Origin of the sequence: Pedobacter sp. HDW13 (assembly GCF_011303555.1) — a bacterium.
GTDB lineage: Bacteria > Bacteroidota > Bacteroidia > Sphingobacteriales > Sphingobacteriaceae > Pedobacter.
Genome location: NZ_CP049868.1, coordinates 1,757,753 through 1,773,724 on the forward strand (window position 1 = coordinate 1,757,753; position 15,972 = coordinate 1,773,724).

Genomic DNA, 15,972 nt, shown 5'->3' on the forward strand with positions numbered 1-15,972 from the left:
CTTTTATTTCCGGCTACAAGCAGCCCGCTATCCAATTTTTGCGTTGGGATAATATTATAAGCCTTTGGGATAATTAAATAGCACCGCTAAGCAGCACTACGCATCTTTGAACCAACAAAAACACAAACCCGGTTCACGATGAAAATTATAACAAAATTTAGCCTGGCATTATTCCTTTTAATTGGTGTTTCAGTTAAATCAAATGCCCAAAATCAGATCGAAATTGTAATTGTAGGTTCTGCCCACGACAATTCCAAATCGACCCAAAACTTTCAGCTGATTATTGATAAGTTGAAAAACTTTAAACCTGATATGGTTTTTGGCGAATATCTACCAAAAAGCGATTACGCCAAACTGGAAGCCGATAACTGGGCAAGAAAAGCCTTTGATAAAGGACACAATTATCTGGAAAAACGCAACCCCGAAAATGTCAAAAATCTATCTACCCAGATTAAAAAAGATAAGAAGGCGCTTGCATCATTTGCCTACTACCATAAAACCCGCATGAACCTTGCGGTTAATTATGCCAAAAACTGGGACCGCGGCAATGCAGACTATCAGATTTTTGTACTGGAAAACTATATGAAAAACAGCTTCGGCAAAGAAGAGCAGGCCGCGTATAACAAAATGTTCGGAGGTACTGACTCGCTAAAAAAGTTTGGCTTTTACCGCACAGGCAGTGAGTATGCCAAAATCTATTTTCCGTTAATTTATCAGTTAAAACAAGATCAAATTTACAATATGGATTGCCAAACTTACGATAAACCATGGAGCATAGCCTGGGCCGAAACAGATTCATTATCTCAAATATTGATCAAAAAAGCCAAAGCCGATAGTAGCTCACCAGAAGGGGCAACAATGAAAGCCATAGAAGCTTACTGGAGCTATACACCCGAAGAAGAAAAAGCTTTTAATGCTGATGCGTATGCAGGAATGAATACAACAAAATATGGCGTGTTGGATGAAGCCTGGAATTTTTATGGTGGCCCCCATTTTTACGGCTACGCGGGTTTCCCGACAGAAAGCGTTAAAGCAATGATTGCACAATGGACCTTAAGAAATGAAGGCATGTGCAAAAACATTATCGAACAGGCAAAAACAAAAAAAGCCAAACGTGTTGTAGTTGGCGTTGGTGCATCACACCGCAAATGGATGGAAGAAATTTTAGTTAAAAACCCGGATGTTAAAATCATTAATTACAATGATTTGCATTAGCGTAGTTAAATAGACCTAAAGCGTGTCAGATAGCAATATCTGACACCTACAGTAAGATTTATCATAAAAACATTTCAGCCAGTAACTGATAAGATTTTATCCGGTCTTCGAAATGTTCGGTAATGGTAACAGCCATCAATTCATCTACATCATAATCAGCAGCGAGTTTACTAAGTCTCTCCTTAATCACATCAGGCGTTCCATAAATCATTCGGGTTTATTTGCATTTATCCGTTCCTGTTCCGCAGCAGTATAGGTTATATGTTTAATATCTTCCCAACCGGTGGAAGTTAAGCCTCCTCCTTTTTCCAATTGCAAAAAGCGATGACTCATTAAAGCTTCCTGCTGCCTAACTTTCTCTTCATCTTCTGAGCAGAAAACAAAAAATGCAACATTATCAACCGGTCTGGCCAAATCAACCGAAGGTTTAAAATGATCGCGGTAGTATTGAACAGCCTGAGGTCCGCCATGTGGATTAATGAAATGGGCAAATGAAAAGCCGAGACCAAAATGAGAGGCAAACACTGCACTTTGTCCGCTGCTACTTAACAGCCACTGCGCAGGTACAGTTTCCGAAATCGGAATTGCCTTTATCTTAGCCTGAATTCCACCATCCGAAGTATCGTGCAGGTAATGCTGTAAATCACGTAATTGCTCCATAAAATCCTGCTCGCTCCAATTGTTAGATGGATTTAACATCGAAGCTGTAATACGATCGGTACCGGGTGCCCTACCCATTCCCAGATCGATGCGGTTTGGATGCATCACTTCGAGTAAACGGAAGCTTTCTGCAACTTTCAACGCACTGTGATTGGGCAACATAATACCACCCGAACCTATACGCAGGGTTTTGGTATGATTTGCCAGGTGGGCAATTAAAATTTCGGGGTAGAACCAGCTAAACTAGTAGTATTGTGATGCTCCGAAACCCAAAAACGATGGTAGCCCAGTCGCTCGGTTTCTTGTGCAAGCAAGGTAGTTTCTTCAATTGCCCTACGTGCGGTAACACCTTTGCGCACCGGCGACTGATCTAAAACGCTTAATTTAATTTTAGTACTGCTCATTTCAACAAATGTAGCAGACCATCGATTCAATTAATGAACAGGAAAGGCTTTATGACTTTAAAATTATTGCGCCAGCGTCAATTTGACCAAATACTGATCTTCGCCATCATCAAAAATAATTGCGCAGTCCCAACCCGTTTCTTTAGCTACCGATTTAATGGTTTCTTCATCCACGTAAATCCAGTTAAACCAGTTGCCCTTTTCTCCTTTGTACTCGTACTGGTAAGAAACCTCGCCGTAATACTGATTTTGGGGCTTAGGCATATCTTCGTACAGGTAAGCAATATCCGATGAATCGAAAATGACCTGTCCGCCGGGATTAAGCAAATCTTTGATCTTGTTCAAAAAATCTTTAAAGCCAGGCAATGTACCTGTAAGGCCAATACCGTTCATCAACATTAAAATGGTATCGAATTTTTCCTGGTAGGTAAAAATATCATGCACCTGTGCTTTTCTCACACCACGGTCTTTCATAATATTTACTGCAGCTTCAGAAATATCGATAGCAGTAACATCGATGTTAAAGGCCTGCAACAATAAGGCGTGGCTCCCCACTCCTGCTCCGATATCCAAAACCTTGCCGGTACACATGTGTAGGGCCTGCAGTTCTAAAACCGGCATATCTTCATCATCGCGAAAGAAAAATTCTAATGGCATTTCTTCGGGTTCGCCATAAGAGTTGTGCAACCACAGCGTATCGGCTTCGCCGTTTCTGTAAATATCAGTAAGTGCTTTACCAAAAACATCCATGCGGCAAAGATATGGAGGAAAGCTGAAAGACTAAAGCAAAAAGCGAAGTATGGCAGTTTAGCTGCGCAAGTTAGTCGGGATTTAAAAGCCCAACCTTAAGAATCCTTTAGCCAAGGTCTGGATTACAAATCCAGACCAACGTAAAGAGTTGTCAACTTTAATAACCAGTTCGTTAGAAAGGTGACAACTCTCAACCTAAAACAAATTCCTGATGATATTCTGGTATGGCTACATGCTTAAAGCCATGATCTTTTAACCGGGAGGCGAAATGCTGCTGCACCTCGTATTCTCCATGTACCAAAAACAATTGTTTCACTTTTGCAGGGTCCTGAGCAGATAAGAAACGTAACAAATCTTCATAATCGCCATGGGCACTCATGGATTTTATGGCGCGTACTTCGGCTTTAACTTCGTACTTATCTCTAAAAATATCTACCACCTTTTGGCCGGCAATTAACTTCCCACCCAGAGAGTTTGGCTCGCAATAACCCACCATTAAAATGGTATTTTTAGCATTGCCAATATTGTTGCGAATGTGGTGTTTTACACGCCCCGCCTCAGCCATACCCGAGGCAGAAATAATTACGCATGGTCTGGCATCTTCATTTAAAGCTTTCGATTCTTCTACGCTTTCAACAAAGCGCAAACTTTTAAATGCAAAAACATCATGATCGATTTTTAGTGTTTCTTTAACCCCGTTGTTATATACTTCGGGATGGTTTTTCAGAATTTCAGTTGCTTTTGACGAGAGCGGACTATCTACATAATAGGGCACATTGGGCAATTTACCTTTTAGCTCTAAACCGTTTAAAGCATAAAGTAGCTCCTGGGTGCGCCCTACGGCAAAAGCCGGAATAATAACCTTTCCCTTTTTAATATTACAGGTATTGTTAATGATTTCCAGCAACATGTTTTCAATCGGATCGAGATCTTTGTGCAACGAATCGCCATAGGTAGATTCCATTAAAATGTAATCGGCTTGATCAAACTGTTGCGGACTTTTTAAAAGCAAATCGCCATAACGCCCCACATCGCCCGAAAAGGTAATTCGGGTTGGCTTTCCATCTTCAGTAATGGTTAAATGCACAGCAGCGCTACCTAAAATATGACCGGCATCGGTAAATTTTAAACGGATCCCAGGTTCAATTTCAAAATCCTCTTCGTACTCCACAATTTTCATCTGGCTTACCGTTTGCACTACATCATCTTCGGTATAAAGCGCTTCTTCCATTTCTTCACCATGGCGCAGGTGGCGATTGGCAAATTCAGCATCCTGCTCCTGTATTTTAGCCGAATCCATCATCAAAATACGGGCAAGATCCATCGTAGCCGAGGTGCAAAAAATCTTTCCGCTAAAACCTTCAGCAACCAATTTGGGCAATAATCCGCAATGATCAATATGCGCATGCGATAAGATCATGTAGGTAATCTTTTTGGCATCGAAACCAAAATAATCGTTCAATTTATCGGTAACCTGTCCCATTCCCTGGAAAAGGCCACAATCTAGTAGTATTTGGGTGTTATTTTTTAAGGTAATAAGATGCTTACTCCCTGTAACTGTACGGGCAGCACCATGAAAGGCAATTTTCATTTAGGTGGTGGTTAGATTATACAAGAATAAAAATGCCGGATATTTCCGGCACTTCCAATTCTTTAAGCATTTATTTCTGCTATTTTATCTTTAACCTTATCGGCAGCGCCTGTGGCTTTATCTGCCAGACCTGCCAGTTTATCTTTTGAGGCATCTAAAAGATCGGCGAAAAAGTCTGATACCTTGCCTTTAAGATCGCTGGTCGAATCTGATGATAATGCCAATGCGATGGTTGCCCCTAATGCTGCTCCGGCTAAAACGCCTACTATAATTTTTGTCTCTTTTTTCATGATATTAGTGATTTACTTATTAAACATATTTAATGAAAAGGTGTTTTAATTTTTTTAATCTACAGCGTTTCAAACAAAAACCAATCCACAATGAAAAGCATATTCTTTATCGATTTAGATAATACCATTTATTTTACCAAACCGAACGAAGAACAGTTAATGGGCGAATTGTACTATTTTTTAGAACAGCAGGATCTGGGAATTAGTAATGAAGCCTTTGCGTTGGCTAAACAGGAAATGCTGCGCATACCTTTTCAAAAAGTAGCTAAAAAATATGGTTTCAGAGAAGAAGCAATGCCCAATGTACTGGCATATTTGCGGAACAGGGAAGTAACTCAACCCTTAAAACCCAGCAATGAATATCCTTACATCAAAAATTTAAACGGCAGAAAATTTATTGTAACTGCAGGTTTTACGAAGCAACAAAACTCAAAAGTAAAAATGTTGGGTATTGCTGCCGACTTTGAAACTGTATATGTTGTTGATGTATCGGTAAGCAATAAAAAAGAGGCTTTTGAAAAATTGATTGATCAGCATCAACTAAATAAAGAAGATATTTTAATTATTGGCGATGATGCCGAATCGGAAATTAAATTTGGTTTGGAGCTGGGGATCGATACTTTTCTGCTCGACCCTGAAAATCTGCATTCCGACGCAACAAGTACTTTCAGGGGTGTTGATTTGAGTAAGTTGCCGGCTGCAGCAGGGCAATAACACGATGACTTATTACAAAAAGCCTAACAATATTCTAATCTTTAACATTAACCAAAACCGTTACTCTTCTTGATGTTTTCTATACAATATGCTGAAGGGTTTAGATATTTAATCAGCCTAAAAAAAGTTTACAACTAAATTTAGCACTACAGCATGGTAGATTATTAGCATCTTAGCTCAAATTTATTTTTTGCACTTAATTAAAAATACTTAGTTTTATCTCACAGCGAAACTAAAAAATGGCGATTAAACCTCTTCCGAATGAAAAAGATTTGCTTTTGGAAATAGCAAAAGGCGATGGAATTGCATTTGCCGAATTGTTTCGTGCATACCATGGTCCTTTAATCAAATATATTTACACCTTGCTTGAATCGGTGGAGATCTGTGAAGAGATTGTACAAGATGTATTTTTGAAAGTATGGGAAAACAGAGCAACATTACCTAAACTGGACAGGTTTACCTCTTATCTTTTTATTTTAACACGGAATTATGCCATAAGTGCCATCCGTCAAATGGTTAAAGATAAAAAACATAGCCAGTTGTATGCAGAAGAAGTATTAAACCTTAATGAAGGTGAAGAAACTTTTAATGTAGACCAGGAATACCAGAATATTCTCATCAAAGCAATTGCAGAATTACCTCCATCTCAACAAAGAGTGCTGCAGCTTCGCCAGCAGGGGTTAAAGAGCCGGGAAATTGCAGGAGAAATGGGGATATCTATTGAATCTGTTAAAAAATACCAGCAATGGGCAACCAAATCGGTATCAAAGTTTCTAAAATTACATACTGCCATAACTATTTCTGTTATTCTAAGCATGAATTAAGCCCCTTTTTTCAAGCTTATTTTTTTTTACTTTTTTATATCCCGTTTTTTGTTTTTCTGCGTCTTTAGTAAAGATTCTCCGAAATCCTAACCAAATATGACTGAAAACCAAAGATTGAATTTTTTATTCGATCGGCAATTGCATCACTTAAATTCTGCCGGGGAAAAGGAAGAATTTCTATTGCTGATGGCCGATCCGAATAATGAAGAGCAGGTTAAACAATTACTTAACAGCTATTGGGAAGAGTTTGATGAAAATGAATTTAGTCCTGCTGTTTTCCTGTTTGGCGATGGGGAAGAAATCCTCACTAAAATACAAAGTAAAAATATTCATTCCTTACCACAATCTCCGCGAAGGCCGAAACTTTGGATAGGAATTGCTGCTGCACTGGCTATCATTATATTCGGCGCCAGCCTGTTTTATTTAAAGCAAAATACCGGTTTAGCCAGACTAGCCGATACAGACACACATATTATACCTGGTACAACAGGAGCAACACTTAAACTGGCAAATGGCAAAACAATCAAATTATCTGACGCAGTAAATGGTGAGCTTGCAAATGAAGCTGGCGTAACCATTACCAAAACTGCAAACGGCCAGTTAGTTTATGAAGTAAAAGGGACTACACGTCCGGACCAAATCAACACACTCTCTACCAATAACGGGGAAACCTATCAGGTTCGATTGCCTGATGGTTCCCTGGTTTGGTTAAACTCTGCATCCAGTCTTTCTTATAGCACCGCCTTGATCCATTCCGGGAAACGATCTGTTAACCTGAGTGGAGAAGCATATTTCGAAATCTCGAAAGATAAAAAGCATCCTTTTGTTGTTAAAACCGGCAATCAGGAAGTGGAGGTGCTGGGTACACATTTTAATGTAAACGCTTACGACGATGAATTAACTGCAAAAACGACATTGCTGGAGGGAAGTGTTAAAATTAAAAACAAGGTGAATCAAAAAGTTATTACCCCTGGCGAACAGGCAACAGTAAGTGGCGAAGATATTTCGGTTAATAAAGTAAACACAGAATATGCCATAGCCTGGAAAAATGGAGTTTTCCGTTTCACTGATAAAACACTGGAAGCCGGAATGCGTGAAATTGCCAGATGGTACAATGTTCAGGTTACCTATAAGCGACCCGAATTGAAAAATGAACTATTGGGCGGCCGGATTTCCAAGTATGCCAACATTAATCAGGTATTAAAAAAAATGGAACTAGCCAATGCCTTTAGGTTTACGGTAAAAGGGCGGGAAATCATTGTTGAATAACAAGAACCAATTAAATAATATATCAACTAATCAATTAAAAAAAACAAACATGAAGAAAGCAAATTACCATTAACAGAAAGCTCCTTTCAGGTACGGTTAAAATAAAAGCTGGAAGTGCGACCAACACCTCCAGCAAATGACTTGCCTGAGTAAAACTAGCTTGCAAACTATTTTTTTGACCTAAAACAAGACAACCAAATGTATAAATTTTACCTAAGAATATTAGGCCCCTATTCCTGTGTACCTAAAATCCTGCGAATTATGAAATTAACGACGTTATTACTCATTGTAACGATCATGCAGGTCAGTGCTGTCAGCTATGCACAAAGACTAACATTTAAACAACGAAACGTAAGTATCGTCCGGGTATTTGAAGAGATTGAGAAACAGACGGGTTACGACGTTTTTTACCTTCCGAAAGTATTAAAAACGAATCGAACCATCGATGCTGATTTTAACAATACTTCATTAGACCAGGTAATGAAGGTTTGCCTGATGAACCAATCGCTTATATTTACGATTGACGAGCGGACAATCGTGATTACCAAAAAAGACCAGCCAGTTCCAGATCAAAGGCCGGCAATGCCAAAGCCCGTTATTGAACAAGCAAAGTATAAGGTTAGCGGAACGGTTAAGGATGAATTAGGCTTGCCCATTTCAAGCGTTACTGTACGCATACTACATACTAAAAATGGTGTTTTAACAGATTTGAACGGGAAATATGCCATAGATGTTGAAGCTACTGACTCGCTAGAATTTATCTATGTTGGATATAAACGGGTTGAGGTACCTGTTCGAAACAAAGTGGATATCGATATTACTTTGGAGCCAGAATCGGGAAGTCTGAACGAAGTTGCCGTTGTGGGCTTTGGACGACAAAAAAAGATAAGTGTAGTGGGAGCCCAAGCTACCATAAAGCCCGAAGAGCTCAAAATCCCGGTAAGGGATTTAACCTCGGCACTGGCAGGACGCCTTGCCGGTGTAATATCTACGCAACGCGGTGGAGCTCCAGGCGCAGACGGAGCCAATATTTTTATTCGTGGTATTGCAACTTTTGCCAGCAGCCCTCAATCCCCACTACTTGTGGTAGATGGTGTTCCCGACAGGCCTATTAATAACATTGACCCTGAAGATATAGAAAGTTTCACCATATTAAAAGATGCAACAGCTACCGCTGTATATGGTACAAGAGGTGCCAACGGCGTAATCCTCATTAATACCAAAAAAGGTAAGCTAGGAAAACCGAACATCAATTTCGAGTTAAACAGTTCGCGCTCAAAGTTTACAGAGCTTCCGAATTTTATAGATGCGCCTACCTTTATGACCTTGTATAATGAGAGTTTATCCACCAGGGGAAGAACGCCACAATATGATCCGGCTGTTATAGCTAAACATGCCAGCGGAGAAGATCCTGATTTATACCCTAACGTGAATTGGTATGATTACCTGTTTAATGATTTTTCGAGTGCCAGCAGGGCCAATCTGAATGTAAGCGGGGGCATAGATGCTGCCCGATATTATGTATCAGCTGGTTACTACACCGAAAAAGGGATGTTTAAACAAGCTGAAGCACAATCTTTTAATTCGACACTGAAGCTGGATAGATTTAATTTTAACAGTAATGTAAGTGTTAAAGTAACCAAAAGTACCAATCTGGAACTTGGCATTAACGGATTTATCACCAATTACAACACGCCATCAGCTGGTGTAAATGCCATTTTTGATTACGCCACTCAACAAGCTCCCCATGTTGTACCCCCTATTTATTCAAACGGCCAGTGGCCTAAATATCCTGGTGTTCCATTCAACCCCTACTACTACCTTGTGGCAAACGGCTATTCAAACACCTATTCAAATACTGTTAGGAGTAACATTAAAGTAACCCAGGAACTAGATTTTCTAACAAAAGGATTGTCTTTTTCAACCATGTTTGCCTTCGATGCTGTTAACGGAAGCAGCTTAACCAGGTCAAGAACCTTACAATCTTACCTGGCCACTGGCCGCGATGCTAACGGCAAGCTAATCACCAGAATTGCAGAAACAGGTTCTGATGTATTGGGTTTTTCGGCCGATCGCAACAGTAACAGAAGATTTTATACCGAAACTTCCCTTAACTATTCAAGAAAATATGGCAATCATGATGTTTCCGGCTTATTTCTTTTCAATCAATCAGACTATGTAAATGGAAATGCAACCGATCTGATCAATTCTATACCATTCAGGCAGCGCTCGCTGGTAGGAAGGGCTAATTATGGTTATAAAGATAAATATTTTGTTGAAGCCAACTTTGGTTATTCAGGATCTGAAAACTTTGTTCCAAGCAAACGTTTTGGTTTCTTCCCCTCAGTTGGTGCTGGCTGGGTAGCTTCAAATGAGAAGTTTTTTGAACCCGTTAAAGACATTGTATCTTACCTGAAATTCCGCTATACCTATGGTTTAACAGGCAATAGTAATACCGGTTCCCGCTTCTTGTTCTTATCTACTTTAGGCGATGCATTTTCGTATACTTTCGGTATTCCGGGGCAGACAGGGCTTATACCGGCTATCAGGAAAACCGGATTGGTAGCGAAGTGCAATGGGAAACCGGTTTCAGACACAACCTCGGTGTTGAAATCAATTTCTTAAAAGATGATCTTCAACTGATTGTGGAGTTGTTTAAAGAAAAGAGAAACGACATCTTACTTCAAAATTATACTATTCCTTACATTTCCGGCTTCACAAACACCAATATCCCTTATGTAAATGTGGGTAAAACAGCGAACCGTGGTATCGATCTGACTTTAAGCTACAACAAGAGCTTCAGAGATGGCTTTGTAACTTTCAGGGGAACCTTCAACATGAATGAGAACAAAAACATTTTTGACGGTTTACCTCCATGGCAATACTCGTGGCTTAACCGTACCGGACACGCCATTGGTCAGCGTTTTGGTTATGTAGCCATGGGATTATTTAAAGACCAGAATGAAATTGATAACGCACCTACACAAGCAGGCGATGTACGTCCAGGTGATATCCGCTATAAGGATTTGAATGGAGATGGCATCATTTCCTCATTTGACCAGCAAGCCATAGGCTACGGTAGTACTCCAAGAATTTTATATGGTTTAAACGTAGGCGCGGGTTACAAAGGATTTGACCTTGTACTTTTCTTCCAGGGTGCAGGCCAGGTTGATTTCAGTTATAATGGTGGTACAGGCACAACGCCTTTCTCTCAGGGAGCTACTTTCGGAAACATGTACACCAAGGTAACTGATCGCTGGACCGTAGAAAACCCTAATCCAAATGCATTCTACCCTCGCTTATCTACCAATCAGGATGTTACCACAAACTATTATTCGAGTACCTGGTGGGTAAAACGTGCTGATTACATCCGGTTGAAAAGCGCAGAAGTGGGTTACACCTTTGGAATAAAAGCATTGAGCAAAGTTGCTATTAAAAAGTTGAGAATTTATGCCAATGGTACCAATCTGGTAACTTTTTCAAAATGGAAGTTTTGGGACCCGGAACTAGGAGATGGCCGTGGCGCATCTTATCCAAATACTACAACTTTCAACTTAGGTTTACGTGCTAATTTTAACTAATTATGAAAAACACATTCGCAAAAAAATTAATTCTGGCCCTACTGATACCTTTTCTTTTCCTACCTACAAGCTGTAAAAAAGGATATTTTGATACCGTACCAGATAATATCAATACCATAGATAAAGTATTTTCGAACAGAGCCAATACCGAACGCTGGTTCTTTGGCCTTTATGCAGGTATAGAAGATATATGGGATCAACCTTACGGCTTTCAGTATGCAGGGATCAGCGATGAACTGGAATATGCCAACTGGGGCACAGGTAATGCCCTAACCATCAATTCGGGAGCAGTTACCAGCGATAATTCGCCAACACGCTTCGAAACATACTACCAGTTGATCCGGAACATTAACATTTTCCTGGAAAGAGTGGATGAGTGTAAAGAGCTTTTAGAGCAGCAAAACGGCGAATCCATTGTAAAGGAATATAAAGGAGAAGCACGTTTTTTAAGGGCTTATTATCATTGGTTATTGATGAAAGAAGTAGGCCCTGCAGCCATTGCCCCTTTAGTTTCGGGCTTACCAAATGATAACTTTCAAATTCCAAGAAGTTCATGGGACGAATGCGTAAAGTTTGTGCTGAATGAAATGCGTGCATCTGAAGCCAACCTTACCAGTTTGCACCTTACTGGTTCCAACACCGTCGATGATTATCAGGTAGGCCGAATTACCGTACCTATAGCAGCTGCAATTGAAGCGCAGGTTTTACTATCACATGCCAGCCCATTATTTAACGGAAATTCAGAATTTGCAGACTGGAAGAACTTTGATGGAAAGCAATTATTTAATCAAACTTACGATCCTACCCGTTGGCAGGCCGCTGCTGAAGCGATGAAACGAGCTATTGATCTGAACATAGCCCAGGGTCGTAAACTTTTTATAAAACAAAATGCCAACTTATTTCTTCAGGGATTTAATTCAACCAGAGATATGTTTTGGGATGGTTGGAAAGAAGAGGGCGTATGGCTAAGAAGGGCCAATAATGTGCATTCTGGGTGGTCTCAGCACTGTGCACCAAAAAATTCTCTGTCTGGCAATGGCTGGAATGGTATTGGTGTATTACAGGAGCTTGTTGATGATTTCAGGATGGTAGATGGCCGTACAATTAAAGAAACACCAACATATAGCGAAACAACGTTCACAAACACTTCAACGCCATATTATTCTACCGGTACAAATAATATGTATGTTGGAAGAGAGCCTCGATTTTATGTCGATGTAACCTTTAGCGGATCGGTAATACCAGTTGTACCTGCTGCCGGACAAACTTATGTCACCTATTTTTCTACGGCATCATCGGGCAAAAAAGCAAATGCCAGAGATTATCCAAAAACAGGATATACAGCCAGAAAAAACATCCATCCCAATACCAATTTAAGTACGGGCAGTAATCCGGCCCGCCCGGCTATGCTGATTAGGATGGCCGAATTATATTTAAGTTATGCCGAGGCTTTAAACGAATCGCAGCCAGGCCATGCAGATATATTAAAATACCTGAATGATGTGCGTACACGGGGAGGCATACCACAAATCCCGGCAGACCTCGGGCAAATAGAAATGCGTAAACAAATCCGCCTGGAAAGAAGAATTGAGCTGTGTTACGAATCTGGACTCAGGTTCTGGGATGTACGCAGATGGAAAATCCCAAATGAACCAGGTTCGAAACAAGGTGGCGATTTTTATGGCATGAACATGGATGCAGGCACTTCTTTGTCTGACCCGACTTTTTACAAGCGGGTAGTTGCAACCTCCAGAGTACAATGGCAACGTAAATTTTATTTCCTTCCCTATCGCCAGAATGAAATGGATAGGAATAAACAAATTGTTCAACTTCCAGGATATTAATTTAAACCGATGTTATAATGAAATTATATAAAATATTATGCTGTATCATAGCGGCTTTCACCGTTACTAGCGCTTGTAAAAAAGAAGAGGCATACCTTGAAAAATCAGACACCAAAGAAAATGCATTGGTGTATGTTTCCAGGCAGGCCAGTGCACAGAAAATTACAGTTTATCCGGCAAAAGACACCGTTGTGTCTTTTGATTTTGGTGCATCATTTGCCGCTGTAGGCTTGCCTTCAAGTAATATTGCGGTGAAATTTAAGGTAGACGACAAAGCTTTTGATAGCGTAAATGTTGTGCGCACCAGCCAAAACCTTACGCCCTATTTAAAACTCCCCGAAAATGCCTATAGCATTAGCGGGCTGGATGTAACCATATCAGGCGGGGCCATTACTTCTAATCTGGTTTCCTTAAAATACAACTCTAAAAACCTGGATCCCAACAAACTGTACATGCTACCAGTTAGTATTATTGATGCTTCAGGATATAAAATTAATCCTTTATTAAAAACTATGTTTATTACTACGGTGAAGTACAAAGCGCCAGAGATTCTTGCAGATAGAACAGGGTGGGCTATTACCGCATCAACAACGGAGGTAGGCGATGGATCGCTTGCCAGTGTCCTTGATGGTGACCTGACAACTTTCTGGCATTCGCAATACTCCGCTCCAGCGTCCTCTTATCCACATTGGATCCAGGTTGATATGCGTACTTTAACCAATGTAACCAGCATCTCTATGGCACCCAGAAATAACAATAACACCGGATTTACCAAATTTAACTTAAAAGGAAGTGTTGATGGAACTGTATGGACAGATTTGTTAACAGCTAAAATAATGGATCCTAACTTAAAATCTTTGCAGAACTACGAACTTGACGCGCCTACAAAAGTGAGGTTCTTGAAATTAGAAATGACAGAAGGGCCTCAGGCATATACGCATTTAGCCGAATTTCAGGTTTTCAAAGTAAAATAACACCAATAAATGTTCTTGTTAACTTCTTGAACCACAAAAGGAGTGAAAATAAGCATGACATAAAAAAAGTCCCGGTTTGCACCGGGACTTTTCCATCTATCCTCTGCCACCTCTCGATGGTCTTCCTCCTTCAGAGCCACTTCTTTCGCCACCACCACGTTGTTGCTGTTGTTGCGGAGCTTCAGATCTTCTTTGTTCTTGTCGCTGCTGCATTTGCTGTTGTTGCTGTGCTCTTTGTTGCTGCGCTTGTGCATCACGCTGAGCACGTTCCTGTTGTTGAGCTTGTTGCTGTTGTGCACGTTGTTGTTGCATTTGCTCGTTACGTTGCTGTTGCATCTGTGCATCACGTTGAGCTCTTTCCTGTTGTTGAGCTTGTTGCTGATTTGCACGCTGTTGTTGCATTTGCTCGTTACGTTGCTGCTGCATCTGGGCATCACGTTGGGTTCTTTCCTGTTGCTGAGCCTGTTGTTGTTGCGCACGTTGTTGTTGCATTTGCTCGTTACGCTGTTGTTGCAACTGGCCATCGCGCTGAGCACGTTCCTGCTGTCCACGTTGTTGATCAGCCTGTCCGCGTTGTTGCATTTGTATATCGCGTTGTGCTCGTTGCTGATCCTGACTCATGCGGTCTTGCTGGTTACGTTGCTGACGCATCTGCTCGAAACGTTGTTGTTGTTCCTGGCTTCTATCTACATTACCTTGTCCATTTCTGCCATCAATACCATTCGCACCATTACGGCTTACTCTTCCGTTAGCATCTCTGTTATAAGCTTCCCCCCTATTATTATTGGGTTGGTTGTTATTGTCGCGCCCTACATTGTTATCATTACGCCTGTCGGGTTGTACCGAACGGTTGTTGTCGTTTCTTGATCCGAAGCGGTTATCATTATTATCACCATTGCGTTGTTCGCGGGTAGCATAACCTTCGTTTCTGCCATTTCTGCTAATGCCTGCATTGCCTTGTTCAAATCTTCGTGGTGCTGCACTACGGTTATCAACCTGGTTACGTTCTGGTCTTGGTCTGTAAATAGATACTTCTCTACCACCTACCCGGCTTGCACCTGGCCTGTTGCTTTGCGCATATCTGTAAACAGTTACATCGCGGTTGGTTGCACGTCTGATATCCTCAATCCTTGGGCCACCATAATAACTTCTTCTGTTATACACATAAGTATTGTTAATGATGGTCGTATTACGGATATATACATTGTTACGGCCGTAATCATATCTCGGAAATGTGTTGATGTAGATATTGCGTTGTGGTATAAAATTCCAGCAGAACTCAGGCACTACATAACGGCGGCCAAAGCTTAAATTAATGCTAATGGTTGGTGCCATTGGTGCCCAGCCATAATAACCATCGCCACTTCTCCAGTCTACCCATGCAGGTCCCCAGGTGGTATCAGGTAACCAGATCCACTGTCTGTAACTGTTAATTACCCAACGACCGTAGTGGAAGGGTGCCCAGCCCCAATCGTAATTGGAAACCCAGGTATTTCCGTACTCGGTCATGGCCCAGCGGCCATTGCTATAGTATGGGCGGAAATCGCTCTGATCTACATCCGGACGCCAAACATAACCGTATTGCGGATCTTGTATCCAGGTGCCATAAGGCGAAAGCTCATCGTAGAAAGTTTGTAAAGAAATATTACCAGTGCTATAACCATCGTTCTGGTAATCGTCCTGGTAGTCTTGTGCCCTGACAAGGGTGGTGGTTCCGGCAAGGAGCCCAAAAAGCCCCAGCACAAGTGCCGTAAATTTCAGTGTTTTCATTTGTGTGTTTTATTTTTAATAACCTAATGTGTGTGTATCAATTAGAGAACCAAAAATTCAGAAAGTTTAATATGCGAGCATAGTTT

At 40.9% G+C, this 15,972-nt stretch carries 15 protein-coding genes; 8 read left to right on the plus strand and 7 right to left on the minus strand.

All coding sequences use genetic code 11. The features are described 5' to 3' along the window. The first annotated feature begins 138 nt into the window (after positions 1 to 138). Complete coding sequence (locus G7074_RS07265) at positions 139 to 1,215, plus strand: DUF5694 domain-containing protein (protein WP_166207662.1); 1,077 nt, start codon at positions 139 to 141, stop codon at positions 1,213 to 1,215. Between the two features lie 61 nt (positions 1,216 to 1,276). On the opposite strand, the gene G7074_RS27065 is transcribed toward G7074_RS07265, so the two are convergent. From G7074_RS27065 to G7074_RS07285, 6 genes are all read right to left on the minus strand, one after another. Then, entirely contained in the window at positions 1,277 to 1,426 is a 150-nt protein-coding gene (locus tag G7074_RS27065) for a hypothetical protein (protein WP_240916494.1), read from the minus strand. Continuing rightward, entirely contained in the window at positions 1,423 to 2,097 is a 675-nt protein-coding gene (locus tag G7074_RS27070) for an MsnO8 family LLM class oxidoreductase (RefSeq protein ID WP_370526641.1), read from the minus strand. Before G7074_RS27070 ends, G7074_RS27065 begins: the two co-directional genes overlap by 4 nt. Further along, positions 2,091 to 2,279: a hypothetical protein gene (locus G7074_RS27075; RefSeq protein ID WP_240916495.1), complete on the minus strand. Its 189-nt coding sequence runs from the start codon at positions 2,277 to 2,279 to the stop codon at positions 2,091 to 2,093. The genes G7074_RS27070 and G7074_RS27075 overlap by 7 nt, the downstream gene beginning before the upstream one ends. A gap of 63 nt (positions 2,280 to 2,342) precedes the next feature. Beyond that, positions 2,343 to 3,029, minus strand: a complete 687-nt coding sequence (locus G7074_RS07275) for a bifunctional 2-polyprenyl-6-hydroxyphenol methylase/3-demethylubiquinol 3-O-methyltransferase UbiG (RefSeq protein WP_124562727.1) — start codon at positions 3,027 to 3,029, stop codon at positions 2,343 to 2,345. Between the two features lie 190 nt (positions 3,030 to 3,219). Next, entirely contained in the window at positions 3,220 to 4,620 is a 1,401-nt protein-coding gene (locus G7074_RS07280) for an MBL fold metallo-hydrolase RNA specificity domain-containing protein (RefSeq protein ID WP_166207665.1), read from the minus strand. 62 nt (positions 4,621 to 4,682) lie between these two features. Beyond that, entirely contained in the window at positions 4,683 to 4,910 is a 228-nt protein-coding gene (locus G7074_RS07285; protein ID WP_124562711.1) for a YtxH domain-containing protein, read from the minus strand. A gap of 90 nt (positions 4,911 to 5,000) precedes the next feature. Here G7074_RS07285 and G7074_RS07290 point away from each other — a divergent pair, with 90 nt between their 5' ends. The 7 genes from G7074_RS07290 to G7074_RS07320 all read left to right on the plus strand — a co-directional run bounded on the left by G7074_RS07290 (position 5,001) and on the right by G7074_RS07320 (position 14,116). Further along, on the plus strand, positions 5,001 to 5,624 hold the full coding sequence (locus tag G7074_RS07290; protein WP_124562712.1) for an HAD family hydrolase: 624 nt from the start codon (positions 5,001 to 5,003) through the stop codon (positions 5,622 to 5,624). Between the two features lie 239 nt (positions 5,625 to 5,863). Beyond that, the gene (locus G7074_RS07295; RefSeq protein WP_124562713.1) at positions 5,864 to 6,448 is read left to right on the plus strand and encodes an RNA polymerase sigma factor; all 585 of its coding nucleotides are present in this window, start codon (positions 5,864 to 5,866) and stop codon (positions 6,446 to 6,448) included. A 96-nt stretch (positions 6,449 to 6,544) separates the two neighbouring features. Then, complete coding sequence (locus tag G7074_RS07300; protein ID WP_124562714.1) at positions 6,545 to 7,717, plus strand: FecR family protein; 1,173 nt, start codon at positions 6,545 to 6,547, stop codon at positions 7,715 to 7,717. A gap of 261 nt (positions 7,718 to 7,978) precedes the next feature. After that, positions 7,979 to 10,342, plus strand: coding sequence for a SusC/RagA family TonB-linked outer membrane protein (locus tag G7074_RS07305; RefSeq protein WP_166207668.1), 2,364 nt, complete (start codon positions 7,979 to 7,981; stop codon positions 10,340 to 10,342). Beyond that, the gene (locus tag G7074_RS07310; RefSeq protein WP_166207671.1) at positions 10,288 to 11,298 is read left to right on the plus strand and encodes a hypothetical protein; all 1,011 of its coding nucleotides are present in this window, start codon (positions 10,288 to 10,290) and stop codon (positions 11,296 to 11,298) included. Before G7074_RS07305 ends, G7074_RS07310 begins: the two co-directional genes overlap by 55 nt. A gap of 2 nt (positions 11,299 to 11,300) precedes the next feature. Next, positions 11,301 to 13,142, plus strand: a complete 1,842-nt coding sequence (locus tag G7074_RS07315) for a RagB/SusD family nutrient uptake outer membrane protein (protein WP_124562716.1) — start codon at positions 11,301 to 11,303, stop codon at positions 13,140 to 13,142. Between the two features lie 17 nt (positions 13,143 to 13,159). Then, the gene (locus G7074_RS07320) at positions 13,160 to 14,116 is read left to right on the plus strand and encodes a discoidin domain-containing protein (RefSeq protein ID WP_124562717.1); all 957 of its coding nucleotides are present in this window, start codon (positions 13,160 to 13,162) and stop codon (positions 14,114 to 14,116) included. 96 nt (positions 14,117 to 14,212) lie between these two features. Here G7074_RS07320 and G7074_RS07325 read toward each other — a convergent pair whose 3' ends face one another. Then, positions 14,213 to 15,886, minus strand: coding sequence for a DUF6600 domain-containing protein (locus G7074_RS07325; protein WP_124562718.1), 1,674 nt, complete (start codon positions 15,884 to 15,886; stop codon positions 14,213 to 14,215). Positions 15,887 to 15,972: the final 86 nt, after the last annotated feature.